The sequence below is a fragment of the Mesorhizobium sp. M0894 genome (assembly GCF_040319725.1).
In the GTDB taxonomy this organism is placed as follows: domain Bacteria; phylum Pseudomonadota; class Alphaproteobacteria; order Rhizobiales; family Rhizobiaceae; genus Mesorhizobium.
In genome coordinates, this window is sequence record NZ_JAMYOG010000003.1 from 271,639 (window position 1) to 286,896 (window position 15,258).

The 15,258-nt window shown below is 62.7% G+C and carries 15 protein-coding genes, 1 tRNA gene and 1 pseudogene; 6 read left to right on the forward strand and 11 right to left on the reverse strand.

Annotated features, from left to right (window positions below; all coding sequences use genetic code 11):
- The first annotated feature begins 289 nt into the window (after positions 1–289).
- The 4 genes and pseudogenes from NKH91_RS07650 (at position 290) to NKH91_RS07665 (ending at position 2,303) form a co-directional block, all read left to right on the forward strand.
- Positions 290–379 (forward strand) — tRNA-Ser (locus NKH91_RS07650).
- 432 nt (positions 380–811) lie between these two features.
- Positions 812–1,450, forward strand: a complete 639-nt coding sequence (locus tag NKH91_RS07655) for a DUF1326 domain-containing protein (protein WP_023719685.1) — start codon at positions 812–814, stop codon at positions 1,448–1,450.
- A 300-nt stretch (positions 1,451–1,750) separates the two neighbouring features.
- A pseudogene (locus NKH91_RS07660) lies at positions 1,751–1,816 on the forward strand (hypothetical protein); the annotation flags it as partial.
- Between the two features lie 76 nt (positions 1,817–1,892).
- Positions 1,893–2,303, forward strand: coding sequence for a DUF2182 domain-containing protein (locus NKH91_RS07665; protein ID WP_352845246.1), 411 nt, complete (start codon positions 1,893–1,895; stop codon positions 2,301–2,303).
- A 129-nt stretch (positions 2,304–2,432) separates the two neighbouring features.
- Here the strand turns inward: NKH91_RS07665 and NKH91_RS07670 are convergent, their stop codons facing one another.
- Together NKH91_RS07670 and NKH91_RS07675 are read right to left on the reverse strand one after the other, a co-directional pair.
- Positions 2,433–3,008, reverse strand: coding sequence for a DUF308 domain-containing protein (locus tag NKH91_RS07670; protein ID WP_352845247.1), 576 nt, complete (start codon positions 3,006–3,008; stop codon positions 2,433–2,435).
- Positions 3,009–3,084: 76 nt separating this feature from the next.
- Positions 3,085–3,684 (reverse strand): TetR/AcrR family transcriptional regulator, encoded by a 600-nt coding sequence (locus NKH91_RS07675; RefSeq protein WP_352845249.1) that lies wholly within the window; start codon positions 3,682–3,684, stop codon positions 3,085–3,087.
- A gap of 740 nt (positions 3,685–4,424) precedes the next feature.
- On the opposite strand from NKH91_RS07675, the gene NKH91_RS07680 reads away from it, so the two are divergent.
- The gene (locus NKH91_RS07680) at positions 4,425–5,318 is read left to right on the forward strand and encodes an alpha/beta fold hydrolase (protein WP_352845250.1); all 894 of its coding nucleotides are present in this window, start codon (positions 4,425–4,427) and stop codon (positions 5,316–5,318) included.
- A gap of 197 nt (positions 5,319–5,515) precedes the next feature.
- Entirely contained in the window at positions 5,516–5,770 is a 255-nt protein-coding gene (locus NKH91_RS07685; protein ID WP_245278615.1) for a hypothetical protein, read from the forward strand.
- 21 nt (positions 5,771–5,791) lie between these two features.
- Here NKH91_RS07685 and recQ read toward each other — a convergent pair whose 3' ends face one another.
- The 9 genes from recQ to uxaC form a co-directional block, all read right to left on the reverse strand.
- Complete coding sequence (gene recQ, locus NKH91_RS07690) at positions 5,792–7,627, reverse strand: DNA helicase RecQ (RefSeq protein ID WP_352845251.1); 1,836 nt, start codon at positions 7,625–7,627, stop codon at positions 5,792–5,794.
- Positions 7,628–7,989: 362 nt separating this feature from the next.
- Complete coding sequence (locus tag NKH91_RS07695; RefSeq protein WP_352845253.1) at positions 7,990–8,328, reverse strand: cupin domain-containing protein; 339 nt, start codon at positions 8,326–8,328, stop codon at positions 7,990–7,992.
- Positions 8,329–8,352: 24 nt separating this feature from the next.
- Entirely contained in the window at positions 8,353–9,120 is a 768-nt protein-coding gene (gene kduD / locus NKH91_RS07700) for a 2-dehydro-3-deoxy-D-gluconate 5-dehydrogenase KduD (RefSeq protein WP_352845254.1), read from the reverse strand.
- Positions 9,117–9,974, reverse strand: coding sequence for a 5-dehydro-4-deoxy-D-glucuronate isomerase (kduI, locus tag NKH91_RS07705; RefSeq protein ID WP_352845256.1), 858 nt, complete (start codon positions 9,972–9,974; stop codon positions 9,117–9,119). The genes kduD and kduI overlap by 4 nt, the downstream gene beginning before the upstream one ends.
- 28 nt (positions 9,975–10,002) lie before the next feature.
- A complete protein-coding gene (locus NKH91_RS07710) occupies positions 10,003–10,779 on the reverse strand; it encodes a FadR/GntR family transcriptional regulator (RefSeq protein ID WP_352480962.1) in 777 nt (258 codons plus the stop codon).
- A 9-nt stretch (positions 10,780–10,788) separates the two neighbouring features.
- On the reverse strand, positions 10,789–12,069 hold the full coding sequence (locus tag NKH91_RS07715; protein ID WP_023719696.1) for a TRAP transporter large permease: 1,281 nt from the start codon (positions 12,067–12,069) through the stop codon (positions 10,789–10,791).
- 4 nt (positions 12,070–12,073) lie between these two features.
- Positions 12,074–12,601: a TRAP transporter small permease gene (locus NKH91_RS07720; RefSeq protein ID WP_023719697.1), complete on the reverse strand. Its 528-nt coding sequence runs from the start codon at positions 12,599–12,601 to the stop codon at positions 12,074–12,076.
- A gap of 103 nt (positions 12,602–12,704) precedes the next feature.
- A complete protein-coding gene (locus tag NKH91_RS07725; RefSeq protein ID WP_352845257.1) occupies positions 12,705–13,682 on the reverse strand; it encodes a TRAP transporter substrate-binding protein in 978 nt (325 codons plus the stop codon).
- A 37-nt stretch (positions 13,683–13,719) separates the two neighbouring features.
- The gene (gene uxaC / locus NKH91_RS07730) at positions 13,720–15,129 is read right to left on the reverse strand and encodes a glucuronate isomerase (protein ID WP_352883982.1); all 1,410 of its coding nucleotides are present in this window, start codon (positions 15,127–15,129) and stop codon (positions 13,720–13,722) included.
- Positions 15,130–15,258: the final 129 nt, after the last annotated feature.

Consider the following 15,258-nt stretch of genomic DNA (forward strand, 5'->3'; position numbering starts at 1 on the left):
CGGCCGTCTTTTTGTCAGTCTGCGGGTTCAAAAAACAAGCGGCGCGGAAGATCCCTCCACGCCGATTGCGCGTTGTCCCTAACCGAAGGTTCGGCTTGAGTCAAGGCAAGCGCTGCGGGCAAGCTGCAAACGGGGTTGAGCCCAGTCCTTGCAAATATCGAGCAGCGGCTGCCGGAGCCTCGAAGGAAGCACGGACAGAAGCTGTCGCGCCGGGGCAGATTGGCCCTTGTAACCTGCCTGTCCAGCCGTTATCTAGTGCGCCGCGCCGGCAACGGCGGACCATGACCGCGGAGAGGTGGCAGAGTGGTCGAATGCACCGCACTCGAAATGCGGCATGGGTGCAAGCCCATCGGGGGTTCGAATCCCTCCCTCTCCGCCAGTGATACTAACTTCATTTTTTGATTTGGCCTGCCGAACTCAGCCATAAATGCTCGTGAAGCCGCGGAGCTCAATTGCAGCCCGGCGTTAACCCTTGGCCCGCTAGGTCGTTGACCAAGCAACCGAGCGGTGTTGCGGAAGGTTGTCGGTTCGCAATGTGGGTCAAGCGAGCGTCAGCTGGATCGTGTATTTGGTGATCGACCCGTCGCGAACCTACCCACGACCTCATCGATCACATGGAACGGAGCAGGAAACCACTTCCGTGGTCGCACTGGATGGCGGCTGGGTTCTGTTGCGAGCAGTTCCTGATCAAAACGCGGTGACTTGTGTCTGGGGCGTCAAGTCCACCAAAAATCAGCGAGCGATGCACTAACTGCTGGAGTGCGCCCCGCCTTCGACGTATAAATGGCGCTACATTCCGGGAGGAAGAGCCATGAATGCAGTGCCTCAATGGCGGCTCGCAGGCGACTGGTTCGACATCTGCAGCTGCGACATCCCTTGCCCTTGCGAGTTCGCCCAGCGGCCGACCGGCAATCACTGCCAGGGCGTGCTCGCCTGGCATGTACGCGAGGGTCAGTATGGCGACGTGAAGCTCGACGGCCTGTCGCTGGTGGCGCTCGGCGAGTTCGAAGGCAATCTATGGGCCGGCGAGGCAAAGGCCGTGATGGGCATGTACCTCGACGAGAAGGCGAACGAGCGGCAACGTGAAGCCCTGCAGGCGATCTTCGGCGGGCAGGCTGGCGGCTGGCCGGCGGGTTTTGCCGCCAACATCGGCGAGATGCGTGGCATGGAGTTCGTGCCGATCACTTTCGAGGTGGCGGGCGACCTTGCCACCTGGCGGGTCGAGATTCCTGGCCTCGTCGTCGGGCATGCGGAAGCGCTTTCAGGTCCCACAACACCACCCGGCAAGCGGGTGCAGACGATCAACCCGCCGGGCTCGGAGGTCGGCCCGGGCCAGGTTGCCACCTGGGGGCGTTCGGTCGAGGTGAGCACCAAAGGCTTCGGGCTCGACTGGACGGGCACGGCGCGCTCGAGCAAACACATTCCGTTCGACTGGACCGGCCCGAACTAGGACGTGCCGATGCCTGACGCGTTCCCCGGGAAATCGTCGCGGCTCCGGAATTTGCGTGGCATGCCGCTCGGCCTTCTCGCATCGCTCGTCGTGCTAACAGCGGCGGCGTGGGCGCTGACCCTCAGCATGGATATGCCTATGGGCATTGCGGTGCGCGGCGGGATGGAGGGTATGGAAGGCATGGCCGGCATGGCGATGGCCGGAATTGCCGCCGACGGCTGGTCACTCGCCGGCGCCGCCGCCTTTCTTGCTGTATGGACGGTGATGATGGCTGCCATGATGCTGCCGGCGGCCGCGCCCATGATCTTTATGTTCGCGGCGGCGCAGGCCATGCGCGAACAGCACGTTGCCATCCCGACGTGGATATTCGTCGCGGGTTACATGCTCGTCTGGGCGGCGGCGGGCCTTCTCGTGTATGTCCTGGTCCAGTTCGGAAGCGAGTTTGCGACCAGCCTCGATCCGCCTCAGCGTTCGAAATGGGCGCCGCTCGCGCATCACGCTTGGCGTCGCCGGACTCTACCAATTCACGACCCTCAAGCACATTTGCCTCAGCCATTGCCGTTCGCCGCTCGCTTTCGTTGCGCAGCATTGGCGCGACGGGCGGGTTGGCGCACTCGAGATGGGGCTGCGGCACGGGCTCTATTGCTTTGGTTGCTGCTGGGCGCTGTTTGCCGTGCTGGTCGCGGTGGGCATCATGAGCGTCGCCTGGATGCTGCTGTTGACGCTGGTCGTCTTCGTCGAGAAGCTGCTGCAGCGCGGCCGCCGCTTCGAAGTTGCTTTGGGCATTGCGCTGATGGCCCTCGGGATCGCTGTATCGTTCGGCGCGATCGAGATGCCTTGGATGAGCGGCTAGCCCCCAGCCGGGTGGTGAAATTCCAAACATATCGGTCCTTAAGGATAAGGGCGGGTCGTTGTGTTTGGCGAACCGATACTAGCAGCTGGCAGCCCTCTGATCGGGTCGGTGATGGCTCAAGATGGCGGGCTATGCAGCCTTCCGCCGCAATTGGCTCACACTCAGCCACACCGCCGAAACCAGGAAGTAGAGGGCGCCTACTGCGGCATAGCCGGCCACGTTGGTGATGGATGGCGGCATCGGCATCCGCGCCTGCGCGATGAAAAACGTGCCTGCCAGTGCTGATTGCCCTCCGCTCAGGATCATCGCCCACTGCGCGCCAGAGCTCTTCCAACGGCGGACCGCGGTGCCGAGTTGAAGCAGGCCAGACAGGATCGCCCATAGGCCGAACACCCCAAGCACCCAATTCATGCTCATCTTCAGCGCAACAACGACCGCGAGCGTTGTCACCGCGCTGACCACGACGTTGATGGTCTGGGTGCGATTCTGTCCCAATCCTCCGCTGCGCGATGCGTCGACAAAATTGGCGAGGGCATCCCATGCAGGATAAGCCACGAGCAAAACCGCCGCCACCACCCCGGAATTCTGTCCCACTGTAAAGGCAGCCGCCACCCAGACAGCCGAGACCGCCGTTCGTGCGAAGTAATAGAGCTTGAGCCATTGTTCCTGGCTGGCGCGGGAAAGATCGCTATTGTGAACCGTCATTGGATGTCCTTTCGACTAGTAGGAAGGGCTCTCGACGAACGTCGCAGAGCCGTTACGGCGATGGTTATTTGAGGTCTTAGGATTGTATCTGGAGGGAACGCGAAGCGAGCCGCTCCAGGAGCGGGCGTGTCACGACGGCGAATATCTTCGGATCGCCATAGGCCCGTGCCGAAAGCATCGCGCCGTGGACAGTCGCCATGAACGCTTCAGCCTCGGCACGAGGGGTACTCATCAGTTGGAATCGGCCGAGCCGCGCACCGCGCTCCAGCACGGATGTCAGCCAAGCCGACAGGGAGCGGAAATGCGCCCGGACCTCAAGGCCAACTTCCTCGGGCAGCACGGGGAGTTCGCTTGCCAACAGCGCGCAGATACAAAACGGAGCGCTGGCATCCGCGATGCAGACTTCCCAATAGCCAGCGTAGTCCTGAAGCTGTTCGAGCGGATCGGAGACCTGAAGTTCGAGATTCGCCATCCCCGCTTCAGCTTCTTCCCGATACCGCGCAACCAGCGTTCGGACCAGATCGACCTTGCTTGGGAAATGGTGATGGATGCTCGCCTTACGAATCCCGACCACATCAGCGATGTCGGCATAACTGAAACCGTTGTAGCCGCCAGCGACGATCAGAGAACGCGCACAAGCCAGGATGTCGTCGGAGGTAGTAGACACGTTGCCCATGCCCTTACCTACCTTCTGGTAGGATGGCAGTCAAGCCCTCTTGCAACGCAACGACCAAAGCGAGAGCAGTAGCGTGGAATTGGGTGGCTATGGCGCAGACGTCATTCGATGTTCCTTGTGTCTCGGCCGCCATCAATTCAAAAAAGCGCCGAGTGTTTGTCGATCGAAGTAGCCGTCCCACTTCGAGGAGAAGGCGACACCCTTCGGCCGACCGGATCATCGCAATCGCCGCGCGGCACTAGGCGTTTGCACCGACTGCGCTATCTCCCCATCGTTAGCCTTGTTCTATCGCTGGTTGAAGATTGGGAGGTTTCCATGGATCGGCGACTATTTTTGACAGGAATGTTTGGCATTGCCGGGGCCGCGGCCCTTGCAAGCACGGTTCGGCCAATCAACGCAGTGGCCGGCGTTCCAACTGCCAGAAACGGCATTCTCGATGAACTCGAGGCGCCGGACGTCGAGACCTTCGACGACGATACTCAAGCAGAGTTGCAACCAGTCTATCATCGCCGGTGGCACCGGCCGCGCCGGCGCCGCCGGCGTGCTTGGAGAAGGGTCTGTCGCGTTTACTGGCGGAATGGCTATCGGCGCAGGCGGTGCTTCCGCAGGCGCGTCTGGGTCTGGTTTCGATTCTAGCAATTGGCCGGCTTGAACCCTGGCCATCGCGGCCGGGGTTTTCGCTTCAGGCGACCGTTAGCGCCCTTAGAGAGTTTGTCTGACGGCGCCGGAGGAGGCTGACGGTGTTTGCAGGTTTCAGAGCCACCAGCTTGCGACTGGACTATACGACCATTTTCGCAAGGGTCGGTGGCACCGGTCCGCCGCTGCTGCTTCTTCACGGTTTTCCAGAGACGCATCTGATGTGGAGGGATATCGCCGCAGCCTTGGCGCCCCGCTTCACGGTGGTCGCCGCCGACCTTCGAGGCTATGGCCAAAGCGGATGCCCGGTTTCCTCTGCCGATCATAGCCAATACGCCAAGCGCGCCATGGCCGGCGACATGGTTCAAGCCATGAAGGAACTGGGGTTTGAGCGGTTCATGGTTGCCGGGCATGATCGCGGCGGGCGGGTTGCCTATCGCCTGGCGCTCGACCATCCCGACAAAGTGCTCAAAATCGCCGTCCTCGACATCGTCCCCACCGCCGCAACATGGGATCGGGCGGATGCCAGACTGGCGCTCGGCTTCTGGCCCTGGAGCCTGCTTGCCCAGCCGGAGCCCCTGCCGGAACGTCTGATCGGCGCGGCTCCCGATGCAGTCGTCGACGATGCAATAACGCAATGGGGATCGTCGACGAAAATGGTCTCCAAAGAGGTCAGGGACGCCTATGTTGATGCGCTTCGCGATCCCGCGCATATTCATGCGATCTGCGAAGAGTATCGCGCCGCTGCGACGATCGATCGTGAACATGACGCGCTGAACCAGGCAAACGGTCGTCGCATCGAGTGCCCGCTAATGGCGCTATGGAGTGGCGAAGGCGCCCTGGAGAACTGGTATGCGCAAGAAGGCGGGCCGCTGGCTATCTGGAGGAAATGGGCTGACAGAGTGGAAGGACGCGCTGTCCAAGGCGGGCACTTTTTCCCAGAAGAGCACCCCGACACGGTAGCAGCGGTTCTCTCGGAATTCTTCGAGGACAAATAGGACGGTCAGGACAGAGGGTTGTAGAGGTCACATGCTTCAGTTACGCGGAACCTCGGGAGTGCTTCGCGGCCCGAGGTCGCGAATCCTCCGATATTCGTCTGTCCGGCATCAACGTGCTTGATAAGAGAATGAAGCCGATCTCCACGGCCACGCCTGTGATATGCAGCCTGATGTTTGTCGGAAGTTGTGCATCGCCTTTGCCTGCATCCTTTGATGCTGCGAAATACGACAAGATGAGTTGCGTCGAGCTCAACGTGGCGATCGGCACGGTCGCTGACGAGATGTCGGCAACAGCCATCGCTCGCGGCAAAGTCGTCCACACCAACATTCCGGACTGGCTGTGGGGAGGGCAGCGTGTCGCCTCGACCGTCGCTGCCCGCCAAAGCGCGAAGATCGAGCGCTTGCGGCAGCAGGAGGCTGCGATTGCAGCGGCGAGACGAAGCAGGTGCTGATTGCGTCGCTGGAGTGGGTCTTCAACCCGAGAGACCGGACTGATGCGCAGCGATCGCGCCGAGGAATATCTCGCCGAAATCCTTGAGCTTGGCGGCTCCGACGCCGTTGACCGCGGCGAAGGCGTCTAGATCACGCGGGCAGCGTTCGGCCATATCGATCAGCGTACGATCCGAAAAGATCACGAAGGCCGGCACTTGGCGTTCCCGGGCAAGACGCAGCCGTACCGCCTTGAGCGCGGCCAGCAGCGCCGAATCCAGACCTTCCGTGCCTGCTGCGGTATCCACAGGACGTATCTTGCCTCGCGATGACTGGCGCGCGTCCACGCGATACCGGAATGAAGCCTCGCCCCGGGCGAGTTCACGGCCTTTCTCGGCGACGGCGAGGCCGCCATGGCCGGCTGAGTTCAATGTCAGGAACCCTCCCGCGACGAGTTGGCGAAGCAGCGACAGCAAGAGACTCTTCTTATGCGCCACACCGGTGCCGAAGCTGGCAAGCCTGTGGTGGTTCCTGGCCAGGACCTTCTCGGTCTCATGGCCGAGCAGGACATCGACAACGTGGGCAGCGCCAAAGCGCTCGCCGGTCTGTGTGATCGCTGCCAGGATGATCCGCGCCTCGGCGTCGCCATCCGCATGCGGCGCCTGGTCGAGGCAGTTGTCGCAATTGCCGCAAGGCGAAGCACTTTCGCCGAAATAGCCAAGCAGGATCTGGCGGCGGCACTGCGCCGTCTCGCAATAGCCGATCAACGTATCGAGCCGGCCATGCGCGCGCCTCTTGTGCTCCGCCGGTGCGCCCTCGTCGTCGATGAAAAGCCGGCGCATACGGATGTCGCCGAGACCGAAGAGCATATGCGCCTCGGCCGCCCGCCCGTCGCGGCCCGCCCGCCCGATTTCCTGATAGTAGGCTTCCAAGCTGCCCGGCAGGTCGGTGTGGAAGACATAGGCGACGTCCGGCTTGTCGATCCCCATGCCGAAGGCGATGGTCGCCACCATCACCACCCCGGACAAGGTCATGAAAGCGTTTTGATTCGCTTCACGCGCGTCCTTGCTCATGCCGGCATGATAGGCGAGCGCGCGTACGCCGTTCCGCTCGAGGAACGCCGCCATCTCTTCGGTCTTTTTGCGTGACAGGCAATAGACGATCCCGCTTCGGCCGGCATGGCGCTGCACGAAATTCAGCAATTGGCGCTTGCTGTCCTGCTTGGGCTCGATGCTTAGCTTGATGTTCGGTCGGTCGAAGCCGAGCACCACGGTATCGACGCGCCCGTCGAACAGTTGCGCGGCAATGTCGGTGCGCGTCGTCTCGTCCGCAGTCGCCGTCAGCGCAATGATCGGCACATCGGGGAAGATGCCGCGCAGCCGCGACAATTCTTCGTATTCGCGCCGGAACGCCGGTCCCCATTGCGAGATGCAATGTGCCTCGTCGATGGCGATCAGCCGGACATCGAGCTTGGTCAACGCCTCGAGCATCCGCGGGGTCATCAGCCGCTCCGGCGCAAGATAGAGCAGCCGTGTCTGCCCTGCCGCGACGCGGCGCCATGCAGCGACATTGGCATCGCGATCGAGCGAGGAATTGATCGTATCGGCCGCCACACCGGCAAGGCGCAATGCGGCGACCTGGTCCTGCATCAGCGCTACCAGCGGCGAAACGACAATGGTGAGGCCGCCCAGCACCAGCGCCGGGACCTGGTAGCAGAGCGATTTGCCCGCACCCGTCGGCATGACGGCCAGTACATGATGCCCGGCCAGCAGCGCCTCCATCACGGCCGCCTGGCCGAGACGAAAATCATCGAAGCCGAAGACATCCTTCAGGACGCGCCGCTTGGAATCCTCTGCCGGGATGCTCGCCGCAATCTGCATTACAGAACTTTCGGGGATACGACCTGCCGAAATTCCCCGGCGAATCGCCGGGTGATTGCCTGGACAGCAGATTCGAACATTTATCGACCCCTCTGGTCCCGTCCTCGGCACCGCCTGAAGCGAACTTCTCTCTCATTGGCCGATATCAAACCGTCGTTCCAGCCCCTATTCGTCTTGGCTGTGAATATCGCGCCGCCTCGGAGCGGTTAATCCTATCTTCACCATCATTCGGCAGGTTCAGGTTCTGCGGTGATGTTTTGAGTACCGCGGCGCCACAAGCGCCCAGGCAACACGCCCGCGTCTCTCCGGAGGCGCGGGTTTTTCGTTCCGAGAACTGACAGCCTGATCTTCGGGCCCGCAGCTCAGTCGAGGAAATCGGCGCGGGGCGGCGTAAAGTTGTCGACCAGTCGTCCCGCCTCCAGTGCCTTGACGCCATGGACCAGGTTGGAAGGAACGATGAAGCTGCTTCCGGTTTCCAAGATCTCGGTCCTGCCGTCGATGGTGACCTCGAAGCGGCCTTCGGCGACGTAGCTCGCCTGGACATGCGGATGCGAATGCAGCGCGCCGACGCCGCCCCTGTCGAAGGCGAACTCGACCATCATCAGTTCGTCCGTGTGCAGGAGCACGCGCCTGCGGTTGCCATCCGGCGTCGGCGTCCACGCACCCTCGCCGGCATGCGAGAAGATCTTGGTTCCGGTCATCGCCAAACTCTCATCTTTTGTTGTTCATCGCGCCAGCCAGCCGCCATCCACCGGCACCACCGCGCCGTGCATATAGTTCGACGCCGGCGCCAGCAGGAAGACGGCTGCGTCGCCGATGTCTTCCGGCGCGCCCCAGCGCCCGGCCGGAATGCGCGCCAGGATCGAAGCGCTGCGGTCGGGATCGGCACGCAGCGCCTCGGTGTTGTTGGTCTCGATATAGCCTGGCGCAATGCCGTTGACGTTGATGCCCTTTGCCGCCCATTCGCAGGCGAGCAGTCGGGTGATGCCGAGCACGCCATGTTTGGAGGCGGTGTAGGAGGCGACACGGATGCCACCCTGAAAACTCAGCACCGAAGCGATGTTGACGATCTTGCCACGCCGTCCCGGGTCGGCAAGCACGCGCCTGGCAAAACTCTGGCTGAGGAAGAACACCGTCTTGAGGTTGACGCCGATGACGTCGTCCCAGTCGGCTTCGGTCAAGTCGACCGCATCGGCACGCCGGATAATGCCGGCATTGTTGACCAGGCCGTCGAGCGGCCCCGTATCGTCCCAGACGCGGTCAAGCATCGCCTGGGCGGCGGCATCATCGCCAAGGTCGCAGCGGACCGCCTCGAAGCGTCCGCCGGCCGCCGCAATCTTCTCCGCCGTCTCGTCCATCGCCGAGCGACCGACGCCGACGACCGCGCCGCCGGCACGCGCGATCGACACGGCGATGCCCTGGCCGATGCCGGTATTGGCGCCGGTGACGAGGATACGCTTGCCGGCAAGGCTGAAGGCCGCGAGGTCGCTCACTTGAGCTCCTCCATCGCCACCAGGTCGACATCGGTATAGTCGACATTGTCGCCGGCCATCGCCCAGATGAAGGCGTAGTTCGAGGTGCCGGCGCCCGAATGGATCGACCATCCCGGCGACAGCACCGCCTCCTCGTTGCGCACGAGGAGATGACGCGTTTCGTCCGGTTCGCCCATGAAGTGAAACACCCGCGCCGTCTCCGGCAGGTCGAAATAGAGATAGGCCTCCATGCGCCGGTCATGCACATGGCATGGCATGGTGTTCCAGACCGAACCAGGGGCAAGCTGGGTCATGCCGACGACCAGCTGACAGGTCTTCACGCCATCGGCATGGATGAACTGAAAGATCGAGCGTTCGTTGGAGGTCGCCTGGCTGCCGAGATCAAGCCGCTTGGCATCGCCGATGCGGATCAGCCGGTTGGGATGGCTCTGATGCGCCGGCGCGCTGAGCAGGTAGAACTTAGCCGGCTCAGCCGGATTGGTCGCAGCGAACGATACCTCATCCGTGCCCATGCCGAGATAGAGCATGTCGCGCGCCTGCAGCTCGTAGGATTGACCGCCGGCTGTCACGATGCCTGCACCGGCGATGTTGACGATGATAATCTCACGGCGGTCGAGAAAATTCTTGGTCCCGGTTGGCTTGATCGCCTGCAGCGGCAGCGGCGCGCCGGCGGGCATGGCACCGCCGACGATCATGCGGTCGTAATGGGTGTAGGTCAGGCTGATACGGCCCGGCTGGAACAAGTCCTCGATCAGAAAATTGTGACGCAGTTCGTCCGTGCCCATCGCCGCGGCAGAAACAGGATCGATGGCAAAGCGCGAGGTGAAATCCGTATGATTGTCAGTGTGATTCATTGCTGTCCCATGGAGCTGCCTCAATTGCTTATTCAGTTGCCGCGGCCTTGACCGAGTCGGCATAAAACACCTGACGCGCGTGCAGGCGTTCGCGATAGCGCTGCTGGCTGGCACCGAGATGCGCGCGCATCGCCTCCCGTGCCGCCTCGGCATCGCCTGCCGAGATGGCATTAAGGATCATCAGGTGTTCGCGCTGCAGGCCGCGCTGGTAGGCGTCGGACTGCGCGAATTCGGTCGACCAGGGCGAGGTCACATCGCAAGGGATGGCGCGCCGGCCGAGCACATCGAGCATCTCGACATAGAACGGATTGTTGGTGGCGCTGGCGATTGCGCGGTGGAAGGCGAGGTCGGCCGGTCCCGTCGGCTCGCTGTTGAGGAGCAGCCGTTCGAACTCGAAGAAGGCCTCCTGGATCGCCGCTTCCTGTGCGGCGTTACGGCGGAGGGCAGCGAGCCCGGCGGATTCGATCTCGATGGCCAACCTGACTTCGAGCACGTTGAGGGCGATCGAATCCTTGCTGCCCATCTCTGCTGCCAGAGCACCGAACGCTGTCGAGATATGCTCGGTGACGAAGACGCCGGCGCCTTGGCGCGGTTCGACCAGGCCGTCCGCGGCGAGCTTGGCCAGCGCCTCGCGTATCACGGTGCGGCTGACCCCGAAGGTTTCAGTCAACTGGCCCTCGGTCGGCAGCTTTTGCCCAGGCTGGATCTCGCCCGCCTGCAACTGCTTGCGGATCGCCGCGACGACGGTTTCCGAAAGCTTCGGTCTTCGTTCGACGCGGAGCCCGACTGCGGTGTCCGATGCCATGTCGCACCCCTATTTGAAGACGCTCGGCAGCCATAGCGAAATGGCTGGAATGTAAGTGACGAGCGCCAGCACCACGAGGCCTGCGCCATAGAACGGCCAGATCGAGCGCATCGATTCCCAGACGGATATCTTGCCCACGGCACACGCCACGAACTGCACTGCGCCCACCGGCGGCGTGTTCAGCCCGATGCCGAAATTGAGGATCATGATGACGCCGAAATGCACCGGATCGACGCCGTAGGCCTGCGCCACGGGCAGGAAGATCGGCGTGCAAATGATGATCGTCGGCCCCATGTCCATGAACGTGCCGAGGAACAGCATCAAGAGGTTGAGCAGCAGAAGCACGACCAGCGGATCGTCCGAGATCGCGTTCATGGAGGCTATCAGCGCTGCCGGTACTTTCAGGAAGGCCATCAGCCACGAGAATGCCGCCGCCATGCCGATGATAAGCAGCACCATGGCCGTGGTGCGCACGGCGCCATGGGTGGCATGAACGAACCCTTCCCAGGTCATCTGCCGGTAAACGAAGACGGTCACGAGCAGCGCATAGATGACGGCGATACAGGAACTCTCGGTGGCCGTGAAGACGCCCGATCGTACGCCGCCGAAGATGATCGCGATCAGCAGCAGGCCGGGCACCGCGACGGCGAAAAGATGCGCGACCGCGGTGAAGCCCGGAAACGGCTCGGTCGGATAGCCGCGGGAGCGCGCCACGAAATAAGCGGTGACCATCAGTGACAGGGCCAGCAGCAGGCCCGGGATGATGCCGGCCGTGAACAGATCGGCGATGGAGATCTTTCCGCCTGCCGAGATCGCGTAGATGATCATGTTGTGCGACGGCGGCAGCAGCAGCGCGATCAGCGCCGCCATCGACGTGACGTTGACGGCGTAGTCCGCTCCATATCCACGCGCCTTCATCTGCGGGATCATCAGGCCGCCCACCGCGGCTGCCTCCGCCACCGCGGAGCCCGAAATGCCGCCGAATAGTGTAGCGGTCGCGATGTTGACCTGCCCGAGGCCGCCGCGCAAATGGCCGACGAGCGAGCCGGCGAAGGCAACGATCTTGCTGGCGATGCCGCCGCGCACCATCAAGTCGCCGGCGTAGATGAAAAACGGAATGGCCAGCAGCGAAAAGACGCTCATGCCGGAATTCAGGCGCTGGAAGACGATCAGCGGCGGCAGGCCCATATAGAGGACGGTGGCCAGGCTTGCGACGCCGAGGCAGAAAGCGATCGGCGTGCCGATAAGCATCAGCAGGGTGAAGACGCCGAAGAGAATCCACAGTTCCATGGCGTCAGACCTTCACGTTGGCGGTGTCGAGTTCGGCTGCGACTTCGGCCGGCGGCAATTCATCGAGGGCATCGTCGATCGGCGCGCCGGAGAGGCGAAGCACGATGCGCTCCAGCGTGAAGAGCACGATGAGCGCGCCTCCCGCGACAAGCGGGACATAGTCCCAGCCCCCCGATATGCCGAGTGACGGCAAGACAGAGCCCCAGGTCAATGCGACCAGCTGGCTGCCGTACCAGATCATGCCGATGCCGAAGGCGAGCGCGACGAGGTCCGAAATCATCCGCAGCCAGCGCTTGCCGCCTTTTGGCAGCACGTAGAGCAGGACGTCGAAGCCGAGATGATAGTTCTCGCGCACGCCGACGGCAGCGCCGAGGAAAATGAACCAGCTCATCAGCATCACCGAGCCCGGCTCGGTCCAGCTCGGCGAACGATTCAGAACATAGCGGCCGAACACTTGCCAGGCGACGAAGGCGGTCATCAGCACCAGCCCGATGCCGGCGATCGACAGCGCCGCCGTGCTGACGCGCGACATCACTTGCGCGACGCCGGACAGGAGCGGTCTTGGTTTTAGGCTGGAAGTCACCGGTTTTCTCCGCAAGAGGACGGCGGCGCGGGATGTCCGCGCCGCCGCTTGATCACTGCACGGCCTTGATGGCTTCGACCATGGCCTTCAGCTTGTCGTCCTTGACGTGCTTCTCGTAGACCGGGCCCATCGCGTCGATGAAGGGCTGCTTATCCGGCGTCGTGATCTGCGAACCGGCCGCCTCGACCTTGGCGCGCGATTCCTTGACCTTGGCGGTCCACAGCTCGCGCTGCTTGGCGACGCTCTCCTTGGCGGCCGCTTTGAAGATCGCCTGGTCTTCCGGCGTCAGCTTGTCCCAGCTCGACTTCGCCATGACGAAGGCTTCCGGCACCATCGTGTGCTCGTCGAGCGAATAGTATTTGGCGACTTCCGCGTGCTTGGCGGTGTCGTAGCTCGGAAAATTGTTCTCCGCACCGTCGATCACCCCGGTCTCGATCGCCGAATACACCTCGCCATACGGCATCGGCGTCGCGTTGGCGCCGAGTGCCGCCACCATATCGACGAAGATGTCGGACTGGATGACGCGGAACTTCATGCCGGCCATGTCGGCTACAGTGTTGATCGGCTTCTTCGAATTGTAGAAGGAGCGCGAGCCGCCATCGTAAAAGGCGAGCAGCACCAGCCCGACCTGGTCGAACGCCGCCGCGATCTGGTCGCCGATCGCCCCGTCCATGACCTTGTGCATATGGTCTTCCGAACGGAAGATGTAGGGCAGCGAGGGTACGGTGGTCTCCGGGATGAGCCCGTTGAACGGCGCCATCGAGACGCGGTTGAGATCGATCACGCCGGTGCGCACCTGCTCGATCGTGTCCTTTTCCTCGCCGAGTTGCGCGGAAGGATAGAGTTCGACCACATAGCGGCCGGCCGTGCGCTCTTTCACGAGCTCGCCGAAATATTTGACCGCCTCGACCGTCGGATAGCCGTCCGGGTGTGTGTCAGACGAGCGCAGGACCGTCTGGGCGCGTGCCGTTCCGGCCAGCAGTGCGGCGGCAAGTAGCGTAGCTCCCGCCCGTCTTGAAAAATGCAGCATTGGTTTCCTCCCGTTTGAACGATGGCGGCAAGCGCCGTTAGAGCCGGTACGCCTTTTTCGCGAGCGTATAGGCAAGTTCCTGCGCCAGCTCGTGCGCCTCGTCCTCGCCGAGCCGATGCTCGGCGACGAGACGCGCCAGATATGCGCAATCGACCCGGCGCGCCACATCATGGCGGGCCGGTATGGACGGAAAGGCGCGGGTGTCGTCGTTGAAACCGACGGTGTTGTAGAAACCGGCCGTTTCGGTGGTCATCTCGCGGAACCGGCGCATGCCTTCGGGGCTGTCGTGGAACCACCAGGCCGGCCCGAGCTTCAATGCCGGGTAGACACCGGCGAGCGGCGCCAGCTCGCGCGCATAGCTGGTCTCGTCGAGGGTGAACAGGATGATGGTGAGATCGCGCTCCAGCCCGACACAGTCGAGCAGCGGCTTCAACGCCGTCACATAATCGGTTCGAGTCGGGATATCGAAGCCTTTGTCCCTGCCGAACTTCTGAAAGACAGCCGGCGAATGATTGCGCCAGGAGCCGGGATGGATTTGCAGGACCAGCCCGTCGTCAAGGCTCATCTTGGCCATCTCGGTCAGCATCTGGGCGCGAAACAGCTTTCGCTCGCGCTCGTCGTTCGAGCCCCGGCGGATGCGGTTGAACAGCTCCTCGGCGGCGGCATCCGAGAGATTGGCGGTTTCGGCCGTCGGATGGCCGTGATCGGAGGAAGTCGCGCCAAAGCTCTTGAAGAAGGCGCGCCGCTGGCGATGCGCATCGAGATAGCCGGCCCAATTGCCGGTGTCGCAGCCGGTGATCTCGCCAAGCCGGTCGAGATTGGCCGAAAAGCCTTCGAAGTCGGGATCGACGATCGCATCCGGCCGATAGGCGGTGACGACGCGGCCCTCCCAGCCGCTGTCGCGGATCATCTGGTGCCATCTGAGATCGTCGAGCGCGCCTTCGGTCGTCGCGATGACCTCAATGTTGAAGCGCTCGAACAGCGCTCGCGGGCGAAAATTCTCCCACTGCAGCAGCGTCGCGATCGTGTCGTAGTGGCGGTCGGCCGTCTTGGCATTCAGCGGCTCGTCGATACCAAACAGATGGGCGAGCACATGGTCGAACCACAGCCGGGTCGGCGTGCCGCGGAACAGGTAATAATGCTCGGCGAAGCGCCGCCAGATCGTTCTGCCGTCGGTTTCCACCGGCGAACCGTCACGCGTCGGCACGCCAAGCTCCTCAAGCCGAACACCCTGGCTGAACAGCATGCGGAAAATGTAGTGGTCCGGCACGATCAGCAACTGCGCCGGATCGGGAAACGCCTCGTTGAGCGCATACCAGCGCGGATCGGTGTGGCCGTGCGGGCTGACGATCGGCAGGTCCTTGACCGCGGCGTAGAGATCGCGGGCCAGCGAAAGCGGGCGCGCCTCGGCGGCAAACAGCAAATCTGGATCCGTCAATGCGGCCACGTAAATCCTCCCAATCCGGACATCGGTAGGGTTGGAAAGAAATAATGTCAACATACAAAAAATGGGTTGTTGTATGATGACTTTTCGTCGGCCATTGCCCATTGTGCGTGACGGCAACGGGTGTTACGC